This is a genomic window from Burkholderia sp. PAMC 28687 (assembly GCF_001577465.1).
Classification (GTDB): domain Bacteria; phylum Pseudomonadota; class Gammaproteobacteria; order Burkholderiales; family Burkholderiaceae; genus Caballeronia.
Map to the genome: position 1 here is coordinate 1,322,644 of NZ_CP014505.1, position 15,886 is coordinate 1,338,529.

Below are 15,886 nucleotides of genomic sequence, written 5' to 3' on the forward strand. Positions count from 1 at the left end.
TGTGAGATAGGAGCTGCACAAGCTGTCGAGCCAATCGTCAGGATTTTTCCGGGGGCGCCGCCTTTACGCGTCCCGCGGCGATCGCCTGCACGAAGGCTGCGTGATCGTCGACGGTCTGCGCGCCGTAGCGCTCGGCCCATTGCGCGTATGCGGCGTCCAGCCGCTCCGAGCTGCCGCAATACCCCGCGATCAACGCGGCATCTCCCGTGCGGGCATGGGCGCGTGCCAGCAACAGGCCCAGGCACCAAGCGTAAAAGTCCAACGTCGCGCCATGCAGCCAGTCGACGGGAATCGAGCCGCGCATGTTTTTCATCTGTCGGACATAAAAGTCGCGCCCCGAGATCGTCGTCCATCCAAGCAACGGGTCCGATGAACTTTGCAGCAGGCGCTGCCCGTGCACGACGCGCCGGCCCTGGTGATTGAAAGGTTCTGGCATCGCCGGCATGAATGGCGCGGCGGCCGGCACGATGCCTTCCTTTACCTGCATGAACAGCGGGTCGCCATGTGCGCGCCCGAGCAGCAGCAACAAATACGCACGCGTACCGACGCTGCCCACCCCGACTACCCGATGCGCGACATCGGCCACGTCGTAGCGCTCGAGCATCGTGCGCCACTCGCCGGCGATGGTCTGCGTGTATCCCCGCAATCCTTCGATCACATGGTTCGTCTCAGCTTTGTCGAGACGCGTGAGAATGGGCGGGTCCTCGCGAAAGCGCCAGCTTTTGCCCGCGGGCTCGGCAACCCGCGCGAGCATGGTCGCGTGACTGCGCTTGGTCGCCCGCTCGACGGCCTTCGTGATCGTTGCTTTTTCGGCCGAATCAAGCGCGACGGGCGCCTCGATATGCAGCACGCTCGCATAAGAGCGCATTTGCCAGAGGTCGTAGGCGGGTACTTGCCATAGCGTGGACATCGTTGTCCGATAACCCGCGCAGGCCGAGCGCACGGCGCGCTCGCGGCCGCTGGCATCGACGCCGTTTTCCCGCGCTGCCACGTTGATGCTGGCAGTCAGCCGCTTCAGATCCCATTCCCAGGGCGCGACGATGGTTTCATCGAAGTCATTCAGGTCGAAGACCACGTCTTGCCGCGGCGTGCGGAAAAGGCCGAAATTGTTGAGATGCGCGTCGCCATCGATCATCACGTGATGCCCGATAGACGGCGTTCGCGCCAGATCCCACGCCATCACGCTTGCCGCGCCCCGCAGGAACGCAAACGGAGAAACGGCCATGCGCGCCATTCTCAGCGGCACGAGGCGTTCCTGTCTGCCTGCGTTGTTTGCAAGCACGCGTTCGACCGGATCGGGCCGGTCGTGCTCCGGTTGCCACGCAGCGTGGGCATCAAAGGGAGTGGTGTCGCGCAACGATCGGCCGAGCGCGCGGCTCTCCTCGGCGCTGCCATGGGAAGTGCCGGCTGGCGTTGACTTGACGGAGAGGGGGCGAGTGGGCAAGGGAAAGCCTCTGGATCAATGATGGACAAATGACGTGGCGGTGTTGAGTTCCGTCGCAGGCAAGCCGCGAGCAGGATGCGCGCCAATCTTGCTGGACAATGCGATCGATAACAGGCACGCAACCTGCTCTTGATCTCTGCCCGTCGAAACACTGAGCGATGCATTTTGCACCTTGACTGATTCAGATCCCTGCGGATCCCGGACTCAGGCGGCGCGCATCAACTACTGACAGCATTACCCAAATACCTGGACACCCGCATACATGGCTCACGATATCCGCATTGCCGAAGGTTCGCCATTTCCGCTAGGCGCGACCTGGGACGGCGAGGGCGTCAATTTCGCGCTGTTCTCCGCGAACGCCTCGAAAGTCGAACTCTGCCTCTTCGATAAAGACGGCGAAAAGGAACTCGAGCGCATCGAATTGCCTGAATACACCGATGAAGTTTTCCACGTTTATCTGTTCGGCCTGAAACCGGGCGCGGTCTATGGTTATCGCGTTCACGGTCCGTACGAACCGGAAAACGGCCATCGTTTCAACCCGAACAAGCTCCTGCTCGATCCGTACGCGAAGGCGCACGTGGGCGAGCTGAAATGGGACCCGGCGGTCTTCGGCTACACGCTCGACGACGACGGCGAAGACCTGAGCTTCGATGAACGCGACAGCGCGCCGTTCATGCAAAAGTGCCAGGTCGTCGACCAGAGCTTTTCGTGGGTCAATCCGACGCGCGTTCGCGTGCCCTGGGAACAGACCATCTTCTACGAAACCCACGTGCGCGGTTATACGAAACGCCATCCCGCCGTGCCGGAACATTTGCGCGGAACGTTCGAAGGGCTCGGCACGAAGGAAGTCATCGAACACATCAAGGGCTTGGGTGTGACATCGGTCGAACTCCTGCCCATTCACGCGTTCGTGAACGACAGCCACCTCACCGACAAGGGTCTTACCAACTACTGGGGCTACAACACCATCGGTTTTTTTGCCGCCGATCCGCGCTTTTTTGCGCAAGGTCCGGGCGCTATTTCCGAGCTCAAGCAGATGATCGACCGCTTCCACGAAGCGGGACTCGAAGTGATCCTGGACGTCGTGTACAACCACACGGCCGAAGGCAATGAACGCGGGCCGACGCTCTCTTTCAAGGGTATCGACAACGCTTCGTATTATCGCTTGCCGGATGACAAGCGCTACTACATCAACGATACCGGCACGGGCAACACGCTTAACCTGTCGCATCCGCGCGTGCTGCAGATGGTCACCGACAGCTTGCGCTACTGGGTGACGGAGATGAACGTCGATGGTTTCCGTTTCGATCTGGCGACCATACTCGGCCGTGAACCCTACGGTTTCGATGAAGGCGGCGGTTTCCTCGACAGTTGCCGTCAGGACCCGATTCTCTCGAGCGTGAAGCTGATCGCCGAACCGTGGGACTGCGGTCCGGGCGGATACCAGGTCGGCGGTTTTCCGCCGGGCTGGGCCGAGTGGAACGACAAGTTCCGCGATACCGTTCGCGAGTTCTGGAAGGGCGAAGAGGGCGTCGCGGCGGAACTCGCCACGCGCATCACGGGTTCGGGCGACAAGTTCAACCACCGTGGGCGTCGCCCGTGGGCAAGCGTCAACTTCATCACCGCGCACGATGGCTTCACGTTAAACGATCTCGTTTCGTACAACGAGAAGCACAACGAGGCGAACGGCGAAGACAACAAAGACGGAAGCTCGGATAACCGCTCATGGAATTGCGGCGCCGAAGGCCCGACCGATGACCCCGAAATCCGCGCACTGCGTGAACGCCAGAAACGCAACATGCTGGCGACGCTGCTGTTCTCGCAGGGCACGCCCATGATCCTCGCGGGCGATGAATTCGGCCGCACGCAGCAGGGCAATAACAACGCGTATTGCCAGGACGACGACATAAGCTGGGTCAACTGGGATATCGACGAAGACGGCCGCGCCTTGAACGACTTCGTGCGCAAGCTCACGACCTTGCGTCACACCTTGCCGGTGCTGCGCCGGGGCCGTTTCCTGACGGGCGAGTTCCACGAAGACCTGCAGGTCGCAGACGTCAAATGGTTCAGCCCATCGGGCGATGAACTAACACCCGAGCAATGGGACGATCCGGCAATGCGCTGCTTCGGCCTGGTTATCGATGGCCGGGCCCAGGCGACCGGTATTCGCCGCCCGGCATCGGATGCGACGTTGTTGCTGGTTGTCAACGCGCATCACGATGTCGTGGATTACACGCTGCCCGAAATCCCGGGGAGCGACCAGTGGAGCTGCCTGATCGATACCAATGCGCCGATCCGCGAAGAACTCGAGGACTTCGATTCAGGTGGCGTGTATCAGGTGACGGGCCGTTCGCTCCTGCTGTTCGCGTTGCATGCTCGCGGTGCTACGAAGCGGATTTTCAAGCGCCTCGAAGAAGCGTTGACGGATGAGGTCGAGCCGGAAGGCGGCAATACGATCTGAAGCCGCGCCGCCTGGGTTTTGAGACAGGCGGATCGCAACGGCTATCATGCGGGTCATGAACCCTTTTAAGCCGTTGCGACCCAGTTTGATCTTTCCACTAATACCGCGCGACTTTCAACGCGCCCGTAAAACATGATGCTGGCGACGCTGCTGCACGTCGCCGGTTGGGACCAACTCGAACGGATCTGGGAATTCGTCGTGGGGTTTTTCAAGTTCTTGTGGGCGTTGCTGAGGTTCCTCGGCGGCGGATAAAATAAAAGCGCGGGACGATTTGCATCGTCCCGCGCTTTTTGTCTGGCGCGCTGCATTTAGCTTAGCTGTTGTTATCCCAGTTGCCCGAATCGTTGCTGCCGAGATCCACGCCGCCGCCATCGCTCCAGTCGTTGGAGCCATTGCCGAAGTCAAGGCCGCCGCCGTTGTTGCCACCACCTCGGCGACGCAATTCGTCGTCCACGTCCACCGGCACGTCGCGTTCGATCACGCGTTCCCGGCCGCCGCCGGACAGCGCTTCACCAAGCAGGACGCCGCCCAGCAGTCCGCCCAGTCCGCCGCCAAAACCGCCGCCGCCTTGCTGAATGACAACCGGCGGCTGTTGCTGCGGATAAGGCGAATAGGGCGGCTGTCCCGGCGGCGTGCGCCCGAAGCGCTCCGCTTCCTGCAGATAGACCGACTGGTTGTCGTTGACGTTCGCCGCGGGCGCTGCTGCACGCGGATCAGGGCGTCCCTCCGAACGTGCCCTGACGCTGTCGATCTGACTCGCCAAATCCTCGATCGCATAGGGCGGCACGGGATTCTTAGAATTGGACAGCGCTTCGACCATCTGTCGCAATTGCGTCTCGATGCCTTCCACTTCCTTCAGCATCGCTTCGTGACCCGGTTGCGTCGATAAACGCACGTCAAGCTTGAGCGAGCGGACATCGTTTAGCAGTTCGGTCGCGCGTTTGAGTTGCGTGCGGCGATCGGTATCGGCCTGACCGTCTTCGTTCGAGCGCGCGCGTTTCAGACCCCATCGCAGCACCAGCGCAATGCCGGCCACCACGACCGCGAGCAACACCCACATTCCCATGGACGGGCCGTGTTTTTCAGGTGCTGCAACCGCGCCCTGGTTAAACGGATTGCGCGTCACCGATGTCACCGCATTACCCGTGGACCGCTCGTTCGTCTGCCCACCCGAATTGGATGATGAATTCACGCGGTTCGCGTCAGAGCGAATCCGCGCTTCCATCGCGTTGAAGCGCGACGGGTCGGTGAACTTGATCGCGGGGTCCAGCGTCTTCGCCTGCTGGATCTGGGCGAGCGCATCGGCTGGACGGCCTTCGCGGTCCAGCACCTGCGCATACAGATAATGCGCCTTGGCATTGTTCGGATGCGCCTGGATCACTTCGTTCAACTGGGAGTCGGCCTGAGCCCAGTTGCCTTGCGTCATCGACTGCTCGATCTGGCCGGCGCTCGGTACGGCGAACGCCGCAGCCGACACCAGCATCAGCGATGCAGCCACTGCCATCACATATTTTTTCATCAGCGGACCGGGGCGTTCGCACCCGTCTCCATTTCGTGCGACATGTCGATGCAATATCCAGTGTTGCCCGCAGCGGACTCGATGATTTCACCGGCCGCTGCGTCCTGAAGGGTGTTCGATACCCTTCGTCAAACCGGCGCAAGTTTCGCGCCGCTACTTCCTGGTCACTGCGCTGGCGTGTTCATCTGCTTCTTCAACGCTTCAAGGCGATCTTCCACCGATGGTCCACGCGTGAGAGCTGCGAGTTTGTCTTCAAGCGCCTTGCCGCTCTTCTGATCGGCAGAGTTCAGCCGGGCATCGGAACGCGCGTTTGATAGCTGCACCTTGTCTTCGAGCTTCTGAAAGTCTTCTGACAGGTTCTTCCCGCCGATACCGCCCAGCGCCGTAGCGGCCACGTCTTTCGCAGTCGCAATCTCCTGCTTCGCCTGCAAAATGTTCGAGCGCGAATTGAGCTCGTTGCGGCGCTGGCGCATGTCGTTGATTTGCTGCTTGAGATGATCCGTCGATGGCACCAGCGTCGTCAATTCGGCAGCCAGTGCGTCGCGTTCGGATTCGGCGTTGGCTTGCGCGCTCAGCGCTTCACGTGCGAGCGCTTCGTCGCCGCTTTGCAGCGCGCGCTTCGCGCCTTCCTCGTACTTCCTGGCCTTTTCGGCGGCGACATCGCGCTTGCTTTGCTGCGTGGCGACCTGCGCCTCGATTTCGATCAGCGAGTTCTCGGCTTTCGCGATGCTGTCGTCGAGTTCGCGCACGATCTGACGAGCGTCTCGCGACGGGTCCTGCACGGTGTCGGCGGCGTCGTTCAACAGGCCCTTGACGGTGCGCGAGATGGAATCCAAAAGCGACATGAGTTTCCTCCTGAAAATTGATTCGGCTGCTTCGGGACGGGTCCCTCAGCGAGCCGTGCTGCAACGTTCAACATCTGTTGAACGCATGCTTAAAGTTGCTCTAACGCAGCGCTCGTTGCGCCACGCGTCGGGTAGGTCGGGCCGGGCGCGGTAATTGCAAGCTCGCCGATACACTTTGTTGCGAGCTTTTTTGCACCGGACAAGGCCGGGTTTTCGTCTTTGCATCCGGGCCGGTGCATTAAACCATGCATCGGCTTAAACCGGACTTAACAGGCACCGCATCCACTACGGTACACCTTGCGCCCGAGTCCGGAAAATCACATATCTTTCACGCTTTGCTCAACGTACCGGAATGCTCATGTCAAAGACGTTAGTTGTTGCTTTTGTGGCCACCGCCGTCGTGTTCCTGATCCTCGATGCCATCTGGCTCGGCGTGGTTTCGCGAAATATCTATCAGCGTGAAATAGGTGACTTGCTGCTGCCTAAACCGAACTTCGGCGCTGCGGCCATCTTCTACGTGATTTATATAGTCGGCCTGGTTTATTTTTGTGTCGTGCCGGGCGTAGCCGAAGAGAGCGTCATGCGCGGACTGATCAGCGGCGCGTTGTTCGGGATCGTTGCATACGCCACGTACGACCTGACGAATCTCGCGACGCTCAAGGGCTGGAGCACGTCGCTTGTTTTCATCGATATTGCGTGGGGCGCCGTTGCCAGCGCAATCGCATGTGCGATCGCTGTGGCGGTGACTACGCGAGTGGTATCGGCGAGTTGAAACGCCTTTAATCAGGAATGCCCCGAGAGCGACGCGTCTTCATCCGAAGCATCCGATGCAGACGTGTCCGGTAAAGCCAGATCCTCCGCCTTTTCCGCCGCCAGCGTCCGTTTGCTTGCTTCCCGGGCGACTTGTGCGGCGTCCCGCGCCTCGCGAGCGGCGGCGCGTTCGGCGACTTGCCTGAGCGCGACATTCAGCGGATCGGGCGTCTTCGGCGCACGCAGTTTGTCGACGAGGCCCGCGACCTTGACCTGCTCGCTGGTCGCATTGAAGCTGAGAACAGCGCGTCGCATGAGTTCGCTGACACTGATGCCGAGACCGTCGGCGGTGCTGGTGATCGCGAGTTTCTGCGCGGGGGTCACAAATACGACGATGCGTTCGCTGGGTTTGGTAGTCATGAGCGCCTCACATGCTGGGGCCACGCAAGCGCGGCCGGTCGACGTCCGTCAGCGGCACAACAGGCGACGCGTCCAATATGCGCCGCAGTCGCGGAGTCAGGCAAAATCGCGCAATCAATGCATCCATCATATCGTTTTGGCGCGGCTGCGTGCTTGTGCGCGTGCATGAACGCAGCGTGTGCGAGACAGGTATGAAAGCGTAGAGGTATCAACGACTTGCGTCCTGCAGATGAGAATGCTAAAGCTCCGCTCGACCTGCTGTGCGGCATCGCGCGCATGGCGAGAAAAAAGCGGAAAGGCTTTCCGATCTGGTCGCAAACCCAACTTCTTACAATGGATTTACTTACAAAAAAATCGGGCATCGCCCGGTGCTGCTCCCGCAAATTCTTTAAAATGCGCTGTCATTACGCACCGGGCCGTAGCTGTTGCAGGTTTCTTACAACGCTATAACAGCCCGCTGTGGACGCGCAGCCTGTCCGGGGACATCGGCGTGCAATGCAGCGGTTCGCGCCAGATTTGAACCGCCGCACTCTTCGATGATGACGACGGCTGCACATTCGGCTTCAAGGCACAAAGCGCTCATTGGCTCTTTGAAGGCCTCAACATTCATCGTCACGCGGCGGGTTGGCGTGGCGCACCGGGCGCCCCAGAAGCGCACCGTTCAAATCCAGTCATGCCAATCATCAAACGACCTAATTCCTCGAACACGCCACGCGATGACCGGGATCAAGACGGTCCATACAGATACCGCACCTCAGACCGCAAACCTGCCAGACCGTCCATAGCGCTGCGTCTCATGCTGTGGTTCGTCGGGCTGATTGCCGTCATGGCGATCGTCGGCGCATTGATCGTGGGATACGCGCTCGTGGTGATGGGGCCGAATTTGCCGTCGCTTGATGCAATCACCGATTACCGGCCGAAGGTGCCGTTGCGCATCTATACGGCGGACCATGTGCTGATTGGCGAATTCGGCGAGGAGCGCAGGCGCATCGCCCGTTTCGACGAAATTCCGGAGCAGATGAAGAAGGCGGTGCTCGCGATCGAAGATTACCGCTTCTATGAACACGGCGGTGTGGACTTCGTCGGCATTGCACGCGCGGGCGTGAGCGACATCATGCATGGCGGTGCATCGCAGGGCGCAAGCACGATCACCATGCAGGTCGCGCGCAACTTCTTCCTTTCCAGCGAAAAGACCTATACGCGCAAGATCTATGAAATGCTGCTCGCGTACAAGATCGAGCGTGCGCTCACCAAGGACCAGATCCTTGAGCTGTACATGAACCAGATTTATCTGGGCGAGCGCTCGTATGGGTTTGCATCGGCGGCGCGGGTGTATTTCGGCAAGGATCTGAAGGACCTCACGCTCGCCGAATGCGCAATGCTCGCAGGCTTGCCGAAGGCGCCTTCGGCGTACAACCCAGTGGTCAATCCAAAGCGCGCGAAGATTCGCCAGCAGTACATCCTGAAGCGCATGCTCGATCTGAAGTTCATCACGCAGGAACAATTCGATCAGGCGAGCGCCGAGGAATTGCATGCGCGCGTGGCCGGCACGGAGTACAGCGTGCACGCGGAATACGTCGCGGAAATGGTGCGTCAGATGATGTACGCCCAGTACAAGGATGAAACCTACACGCGCGGATTCTCGGTGACGACGACCATCGATTCTGCCGATCAGGACGCGGCGTATCGGGCGGTCCGAAAAGGCGTGATGGATTACGAGCGGCGCCATGGATACCGCGGTCCGGAAGGCTTCGTCAATTTGCCGGCAAATCCGGATGACCGCGATGAAGCCATCGACGACGCACTCGCCGATCATCCCGACAACGGCGACATCATCGCGGGCGTGGTGACGTCGGTGAATCCGAAGCAGGTGGTGGTCGAGTTCGTCAATGCCGACCCGGCGACCATCACCGGCGACGGCTTGCGTTTTGTAGCAACCGCTCTGCGCAGCAATGCGACGCAAGCGCTGAAGATCAAGCCGGGTTCCATCGTGCGTGTGATGAAGGACGCGAAGGAAAACTGGACCATCACGCAGTTGCCGCAAGTGGAGGGCGCGCTGGTTTCGCTCGTGCCGCAAGACGGCGCGATCCGGGCGCTGATTGGCGGCTTCGATTACAACAAGAACAAGTTCAATCATGTGACGCAGGCATGGCGTCAGCCGGGGTCGAGCTTCAAGCCGTTCATCTATTCGGCATCGCTTGAAAAGGGCCTTGGACCGGCGACCATCATCAACGACGCACCGCTCTATTTCCCGCCGACGTCGCCGGGTCAGCAAGCGTGGGAACCGAAGGACGACGATCAGCCCGACGGCCCCATGTCCATGCGCATGGCGTTGCAGAAGTCGAAGAACCTGGTGTCGATCCGGATTCTGTCGTTCATCGGCACGAAGTACGCGCAGGATTTCGTCACGCAGAAATTTGGTTTCGATGCCGATAAAACCCCGCCGTACTTGCCGCTCGCACTCGGCGCGGGTCTCGTCACGCCGCTCCAACTGGCGGGCGGTTATTCAGTGTTCGCCAACGGTGGTTCACGCATCAATCCTTACCTGATCGGAGAGATCGCCGATGCACGCGGCACCGTGATTTCGCGCGCGAATCCGTTGCTTGCGGGGAACAACGCGCCGCAAACGCTCGAACCGCGTAACGCGTATGTGATGAACAGCTTGCTGCATTCGGTCGCGACTGCCGGCACCGGTTCGGGCACGAATGTGCTCAAGCGCAACGACCTGCAAGGCAAGACCGGTACGACCAACGACGCCAAGGATGGCTGGTTTGCCGGCTATCAGCATCAGCTCGTTGCTGTCGCGTGGATGGGCTACGACCAGCCCAAGTCGCTCGGTGGCCGCGAATTCGGCGCGCAGCTCGCTCTGCCGATATGGGTCGAATTCATGCAGCGTGCCCTTGCGAAGATTCCGCAGCAGCCGATGGAAATGCCTGAAGGTCTCACGAGCATCGACGGAGATCTGTTCTTCGCCGATAAAACCCCGGGCAACGGTTTTGTCGCGAGCATTGGCCTGGATACGGCGAATCCGGCGGAAGGTTCCAGCGACGCCGTTGGCGGAGTCGGACCGGGCGGGATGACGCCGCCACCGCCGCCGCCGGATGTTGCTCCGGCCGAGCGCCAGGAGATCATGAATCTCTTCAAGGGGCATTGACCGGCAATTCAACGCCAAACGAAAATCGCGCCGCAATCAGATTGCGGCGCGTTTTTTTATTGTGCTTCGAGGTGGACGTTGCGGGGTTACTTGCCGAGCGTTGAAGCCGCCTTCACGGCGCACTGTGTGCTGATGCTCGACTGGTCCGAGAACGTCAGCTTGAGCGGGATTGTGGTGCCGACCTTGAGCGGTTTGGGCGCGTCCTCCAGCATCAGGTGATAACCGCTCGGCGCAAATGCGAGCGTGCCGTGCGCGGGGACGTCGGCGGAATCGACCATCGCCATGGTGGACGTGCTGCCGTTGCTGCTCGATTTATGCAGCATGGCCATGCCGAACGCGGGCGTTTCTGCGCCGGTGAGCGTGGCGAGTTTATCGCCGTCATTCGATACCACGAAGTACCCCGACGACGGCAAGCTCGCCGGCATCAAACGAATCCAGCAATCGTGCGCTGTGAGCGTCGCGGCTTGCGCGGACGTGAATGCCATTGCGCTCATCGCGATGAAACCCGCGTGTATCAGTGTGAATTTTTTCATGGTCAGGCTGCTCACTTCACGTTGAAAAGATAATGACCTTGCGTACGATGCCCGTCTTCGGCCACCGCGGTCCACTCGACCTGGTATGCACCGGTCTTCAGATCGCCGAGCGCGACGCTCATATGCTGTTTGTTGCTGCTGTCGACGGCTGACTTTGCGCTGTTGACCTGCTTGCCGGCGGCATCGACGACTATCAGGGTGCTGAAAGTCGGCTCCAGCCCTTCCGAGAAATCGATGGCGACTTCGTGAGGCGCTTCGACGGTTGCGTCGGGCGCGGGTGTCTGTTGCTTCGGCAATGCGTGGGCCATGACGAGTTGAGCCATGGCAAGAAAGGCGGCTGCAAGCGCGCCGCGCCTGGCCAGCTTTGCGACTTTTGAAAGCGACGGGTTCATGCTGATCCTGTTTGCGCGAAAAGAAAGTGCCGGCGATACAGCCAGCAACAATGCGGAATTCAGATGAAGAAGGGCGGTGCCCTGGGTTGCGCGGCGAATAAGGGAGCGTAAGGCGCCGCGAACAGAGCCGGGGCGTTGACCGCAAGAGCCGCTGCCGCACGATGCGTTGGCAGCGTATCGATGGAAGGCGGCGCCGCGGGCGAGTGCGCTGCGAAATTACAGTAACCGCATGCGTCCCAATGACCTGCCATCGAGTGACGCGGCTGCTGGTGATTTGCTGCAATTAACGTTTGGGATCCCGTTATCGCAGAGCAATGCGCGTTGAAAATCGAGTTCGTGCGAGCACGCGAAGCAAGCGTCTGTGAAATGGCAGGCGCGAGCGTCATCATCAGAATTGCAAGCATTCCGATAAAGCTGCCGAACTTGCGGACGTGACTGCGACGCATGAGGCTGACGATGGCTTCCGAGGCGATTTAGCCGTCGATTATGCCACGCGTGGAATGGGTGATTTGTGCCTTGGGGTCGCACCTTCAGTGACCTGTTGAGTACCGGCGAACTGCCGCCGATGGACTCTGGAGGTGGAACACGACCTCAAAAAGCAAAAAGCCCGGAGAACCGGGCTTTCGACACTTGACCTTGGTTGCGGGGATAGGATTTGAACCTATGACCTTCGGGTTATGAGCCCGACGAGCTGCCAGACTGCTCCACCCCGCGAAAAAGATTATATGACAAGCGGCACTGCAGTGCAACATGTTTGTCACGCTGGACTGCTCGGTGAAAATGGACAAACAAAAAAGCGGCGGAATATCTCGTTGCCGAGACATGCCGCCGCATTAAAGCACCTTGCTTCAACGTTGCTTAGAAGCCGAACGCGAAACCCGCACCGCCGGTGGTTTCTTCGCCAGTTGTCGAACCGCCGACCGTCAGGACCATGTTCGTTCCAAAGCGCTTCTGGAAGCCGATCGCAATTGCAGCCTTGTCACGATAAACACCCGTGCCGGCCGCGAAGCGATTGTCCTTGTCGGAGATGGCCGCCGCGCTGCCTGCCATCATCGCCATGGCGCTGCTCATTGCACCGACGCTGTTGATATGGTTGTTGGCAAGCGAAAGACCGCTGTTCATGTCCGAGCGCAATGCGTCGGTGTAACCCTTCGCTGACTTCACACCCGTGTTCACCGACTGCTGCATCTGGTTCACGTTGACAGCGTCAGTGCCTTCCGTGCCGGCCGCGACGTTCGTGATCTGGCGCTGACCGCCCGCAGACGCCGTACCGACCGAGACCGCGTTGGCACGATCGGCCACCGACCCTGCACCGAGCGCCACCGAGTTCTTCGCCGTAGCCGATGCATTCGCGCCGACAGCAACCGCATTGGCGCCGCTCGCCACGGACGAAGCGCCCGAAGCAATGGCATTTGCGCCAGATGCAACGGCGTTCGCACCCGACGCAACCGAATGCGTACCGCTCGACGTTGCCGCTTCCGTATCGCGGTTGCCGTCAGCCGAGAACATCGGATTGTAGGCGCCGTTGGCGAGGTTGGTGACCTGACCGATCATGTCGTTGATCTGACCGAGGTTCACCGCGTCCATGCTGCTGGTGCCGGCCGCGACGTTATGCAAAGCCGTGCCCGTTACATTGCCGTTGCCAAGCGTTGCGTTGGCATAGTCCGACGTGCCGTCGGCGTTGGTGTCGTACTTGATTGCGGCCGCGCTAAGCGTGCTCACGCTGTTCGAAACCGCGTTGAGCTGGCCTACGTTGACTGCATCAGTCGTTGCCGTGCCTGCTGCTACGTTCGTGATCTGACGCTCGCTGCCTGCAGCGCCCACCGACACTGAGTTGGCCCGGTCAGCCACCGAGTTCGCGCCCAGTGCCACCGAATTGTTCGCCGATGCAACCGCCGCGCCGCCGATCGCCACTGCATCCGTACCCGTCGCCGACGAATCGATCAAGGTCGAGTTCGAGTGGAAGTACTTGATGCCGCCACCGTTGTTGATGTTGTTGGTGAAGCTTTGCAAGGCTGCGACGTTCTGGTTTGTCGCATACAACTGTGAACCGTTGACTGCGTCCGTGCTCGTTTCCGTCAGGTCGCCCTTGGCGAGGTTGGTCAGAAGCGTGGGTTGCGCCGCGCCCGCGCCGCCCAGCGTTACACGCTGATAGTTCGCCGAGCCGTCTGTGTTCTTGTCGTACTTGACGGCAAAGCTATCGAGCGTGCTGACGTTGTCGGACACGGAGGTGAGCTGACCGAAGTTGACTGCATCCGTCGTGCTCGTGCCGGCTGCCACATTCGTGATCTGACGTTCGCTGCCCGCTGCACCTACCGACACGGAGTTCGCGCGATTTGCCACCGAGTTGGAGCCGAGCGCAACGGCATTGTTCGCCGACGCTTTAGCCGCGCCGCCGATCGCCACGGAATCGGTGCCTGTGGCCACGGAGTCTGCCAACTGCGAGTTAGTGTGGAAGTACTTGATGCCGCCGCCGTTGCTGATGTTCGTCTCGAATGTTTCCAGCGAGCCGACGCGTGTGTTCGTGGCAAACAGTTGCGAGCCGTTGACGGCATCGACGCTGGTCGACGACAACATGCCTGCTTTTACGTTCGTCAGGGTGACGGGCGTTGATGTGCCCGACCCGCCGAGCGTGACCTGCGTCTTCGCGGATGAATCGTAGGCAACCTTGTTGTTCAGTTCCGTGTCGACCTTGGCAATGGCGTCACCGACCGTGCTGAGCGAGGTGCCGGCGACGGTGTAGGCGGGCGCTTTGATCGAACCGTCCGCGTTCACCTTGGCGCCGCCGCCGAGCAACGAGGTAACGTTTTGAAGTTGCGTGACGTTGACAGCGTCGGTGCCAAGAGTGCCAGCGCTTACGCTGGTGATCTGGCGGGTACTCGCTGCGGTGCCGACCGAAACCGTATTTGCACGATCCACGGTCGAGCCGGCGCCCAGTGCGACGGAGTTATTGAGTGACGCAACTGCGCCGTTGCCGAGCGCGAGCGCGCCCACCGCCGATGCCGATGCCGCCGCACCCAGTGCAACTGCGTTGGCAGCAGTCACGGACGACTTTGAGCCGATGGTCACGCCACCGGCCGCACCTGCCGCTGTTCCGGACAAGTTGATGGAGTCGTTGGAGTCCGACGTATTGGTAGGCGAGTCTGACGTAGCATTGCCGTACGGGTTGAACGAAAGCGAATTCGCGGAATTCACTACGTTGCCGCCGTTCGGCGCCAGAAGCACGCTGCTGGTGGACGACTTGTCAAGTGAGAGGTAGTTGCTGCCGATGGCGACGGAATTGATCGCGTTATTCTGAATTTGCGAACCTATCGACACTGCATCGTTCACGGTGCTGCTAACTTCGGCGCCTATAGCGATCGATTCGTTGCTCCCGCCTGACACCGCTTTGTAACCTATTGCGGTGGTATTGTTGCCCGCAGCGGTCGATAAAGGGCCGATCGCAACGGAGTTTGTGCCTGTCGCGGTCGAATCCGCCAGTGTCGAATTGGCGTGGAAGTACTTGCTCGAGCCCGAGCTGTCTCCGAGCGCAGCCAGCGCTGCGCCAACGGTGCTGTAATTCGTTCCCTTAATGGTATATGTCGGCCCCGTTACCGTGCCATCTGCCGCGACGGCAGCGCCGCCGCCCAGCGCAGTGACGACCGGTGTTAGTTGACCCAGGTTGACCACGTCGGTGGCTTGCGTACCGGCCGCGACGTTGACAATTTGACGCTTGGCCGTTGCGTTACCTACCGAAACTGTGCTGATTCGATCCGCGAGAGACTCTGAACCTAAGGCTACCGAATCAAATGCGGCGGCTGTCGCGCTCGGTCCTAATGCAGTCGCTCTGGTTGCTGCGCGCGAGTGAGAGCCGATCGCAATTGCAGCGGCTGGACCAGTATTGGTTGCAACAGCATCGCCGCCAATCGCAATGCTACCAATGCCGATGGCAGTCGCACCGGCCGTGCTTGCGTCCGCATCGAAGGCTGAAAGGTATTTGTCAACGTCCGTGACGTCAGCAGACGCGGTCCCGACTGCCCCCAGCGTTACCGCTGACGCCAACATCGCTTTAGCAATACTGCCGCTTTTCTTCCCACGTGCGCGGCTCAATTCCGAAGCTGCCACCCAAGCGCCCAGCGATTCATTCCAGACGGATTTATAAGTTTTGTTCATTCGTACACCTGTGTAAAAGTTAGCCTTTGTCCGGAGCCGGAAGACGGATCACGCTCAAGCGCGCTGTGTTGCAGGGCTTTGCATCGGCAGAGAACCGCTGGTTCTTCGGCTTTTGCCTGGAGAAGGCTTGAACTCTACGTAGACGGATGGATAGTCTTAATCGGAAATGTCCTAATCTCGGGCGAGAGGATACATATACAACGCTGTTAGAAGACG

11 protein-coding genes and 1 tRNA gene are annotated in these 15,886 nt (G+C 60.2%); 3 read left to right on the forward strand and 9 right to left on the reverse strand.

The window, feature by feature from the left end; genetic code table 11:
- Nucleotides 1-37 precede the first annotated feature (37 nt).
- Nucleotides 38-1,444: a DUF2252 domain-containing protein gene (locus AX768_RS06100; protein WP_061999211.1), complete on the reverse strand. Its 1,407-nt coding sequence runs from the start codon at nt 1,442-1,444 to the stop codon at nt 38-40.
- Nucleotides 1,445-1,706: 262 nt separating this feature from the next.
- Here AX768_RS06100 and glgX point away from each other — a divergent pair, with 262 nt between their 5' ends.
- A complete protein-coding gene (gene glgX, locus AX768_RS06105; protein ID WP_061999212.1) occupies nt 1,707-3,905 on the forward strand; it encodes a glycogen debranching protein GlgX in 2,199 nt (732 codons plus the stop codon).
- A gap of 313 nt (nt 3,906-4,218) precedes the next feature.
- Here glgX and AX768_RS06110 read toward each other — a convergent pair whose 3' ends face one another.
- Nucleotides 4,219-5,424 (reverse strand): tetratricopeptide repeat protein, encoded by a 1,206-nt coding sequence (locus AX768_RS06110; RefSeq protein ID WP_061999213.1) that lies wholly within the window; start codon nt 5,422-5,424, stop codon nt 4,219-4,221.
- Between the two features lie 164 nt (nt 5,425-5,588).
- Nucleotides 5,589-6,269, reverse strand: a complete 681-nt coding sequence (locus tag AX768_RS06115) for a PspA/IM30 family protein (RefSeq protein WP_061999214.1) — start codon at nt 6,267-6,269, stop codon at nt 5,589-5,591.
- Between the two features lie 358 nt (nt 6,270-6,627).
- Between AX768_RS06115 and AX768_RS06120 the strand changes: the two genes are divergently transcribed.
- Nucleotides 6,628-7,041, forward strand: coding sequence for a DUF2177 family protein (locus tag AX768_RS06120; protein ID WP_062000816.1), 414 nt, complete (start codon nt 6,628-6,630; stop codon nt 7,039-7,041).
- A gap of 11 nt (nt 7,042-7,052) precedes the next feature.
- Here the strand turns inward: AX768_RS06120 and AX768_RS33625 are convergent, their stop codons facing one another.
- Complete coding sequence (locus AX768_RS33625; RefSeq protein ID WP_061999215.1) at nt 7,053-7,439, reverse strand: hypothetical protein; 387 nt, start codon at nt 7,437-7,439, stop codon at nt 7,053-7,055.
- 673 nt (nt 7,440-8,112) lie between these two features.
- Between AX768_RS33625 and AX768_RS06135 the strand changes: the two genes are divergently transcribed.
- Nucleotides 8,113-10,593, forward strand: a complete 2,481-nt coding sequence (locus AX768_RS06135) for a penicillin-binding protein 1A (protein ID WP_061999217.1) — start codon at nt 8,113-8,115, stop codon at nt 10,591-10,593.
- Between the two features lie 86 nt (nt 10,594-10,679).
- Here the strand turns inward: AX768_RS06135 and AX768_RS06140 are convergent, their stop codons facing one another.
- The 5 genes from AX768_RS06140 to AX768_RS06160 form a co-directional block, all read right to left on the reverse strand.
- Nucleotides 10,680-11,126, reverse strand: a complete 447-nt coding sequence (locus AX768_RS06140) for a copper chaperone PCu(A)C (protein WP_061999218.1) — start codon at nt 11,124-11,126, stop codon at nt 10,680-10,682.
- A gap of 11 nt (nt 11,127-11,137) precedes the next feature.
- Nucleotides 11,138-11,518, reverse strand: coding sequence for a copper homeostasis periplasmic binding protein CopC (copC, locus tag AX768_RS06145; RefSeq protein WP_061999219.1), 381 nt, complete (start codon nt 11,516-11,518; stop codon nt 11,138-11,140).
- A gap of 59 nt (nt 11,519-11,577) precedes the next feature.
- Complete coding sequence (locus AX768_RS34405) at nt 11,578-11,964, reverse strand: DUF2946 domain-containing protein (protein WP_061999220.1); 387 nt, start codon at nt 11,962-11,964, stop codon at nt 11,578-11,580.
- Nucleotides 11,965-12,155: 191 nt separating this feature from the next.
- Nucleotides 12,156-12,232 (reverse strand) — tRNA-Met (locus tag AX768_RS06155).
- 144 nt (nt 12,233-12,376) lie between these two features.
- The gene (locus tag AX768_RS06160; RefSeq protein WP_061999221.1) at nt 12,377-15,670 is read right to left on the reverse strand and encodes a YadA family autotransporter adhesin; all 3,294 of its coding nucleotides are present in this window, start codon (nt 15,668-15,670) and stop codon (nt 12,377-12,379) included.
- Nucleotides 15,671-15,886: the final 216 nt, after the last annotated feature.

Bases quoted from the DNA above. Each gene is read 5' to 3' on its own strand.
- copC (WP_061999219.1), bottom strand. From the start codon at position 11,518: ATGAACCCGTCGCTTTCAAAAGTCGCAAAGCTGGCCAGGCGCGGCGCG.
- AX768_RS06160 (WP_061999221.1), bottom strand. From the start codon at position 15,670: ATGAACAAAACTTATAAATCCGTCTGGAATGAATCGCTGGGCGCTTGG.
- AX768_RS06140 (WP_061999218.1), bottom strand. From the start codon at position 11,126: ATGAAAAAATTCACACTGATACACGCGGGTTTCATCGCGATGAGCGCA.
- AX768_RS06120 (WP_062000816.1), top strand. From the start codon at position 6,628: ATGTCAAAGACGTTAGTTGTTGCTTTTGTGGCCACCGCCGTCGTGTTC.
- AX768_RS33625 (WP_061999215.1), bottom strand. From the start codon at position 7,439: ATGACTACCAAACCCAGCGAACGCATCGTCGTATTTGTGACCCCCGCG.
- AX768_RS06135 (WP_061999217.1), top strand. From the start codon at position 8,113: ATGCCAATCATCAAACGACCTAATTCCTCGAACACGCCACGCGATGAC.
- AX768_RS06110 (WP_061999213.1), bottom strand. From the start codon at position 5,424: ATGAAAAAATATGTGATGGCAGTGGCTGCATCGCTGATGCTGGTGTCG.
- AX768_RS34405 (WP_061999220.1), bottom strand. From the start codon at position 11,964: ATGCGTCGCAGTCACGTCCGCAAGTTCGGCAGCTTTATCGGAATGCTT.
- glgX (WP_061999212.1), top strand. From the start codon at position 1,707: ATGGCTCACGATATCCGCATTGCCGAAGGTTCGCCATTTCCGCTAGGC.
- AX768_RS06115 (WP_061999214.1), bottom strand. From the start codon at position 6,269: ATGTCGCTTTTGGATTCCATCTCGCGCACCGTCAAGGGCCTGTTGAAC.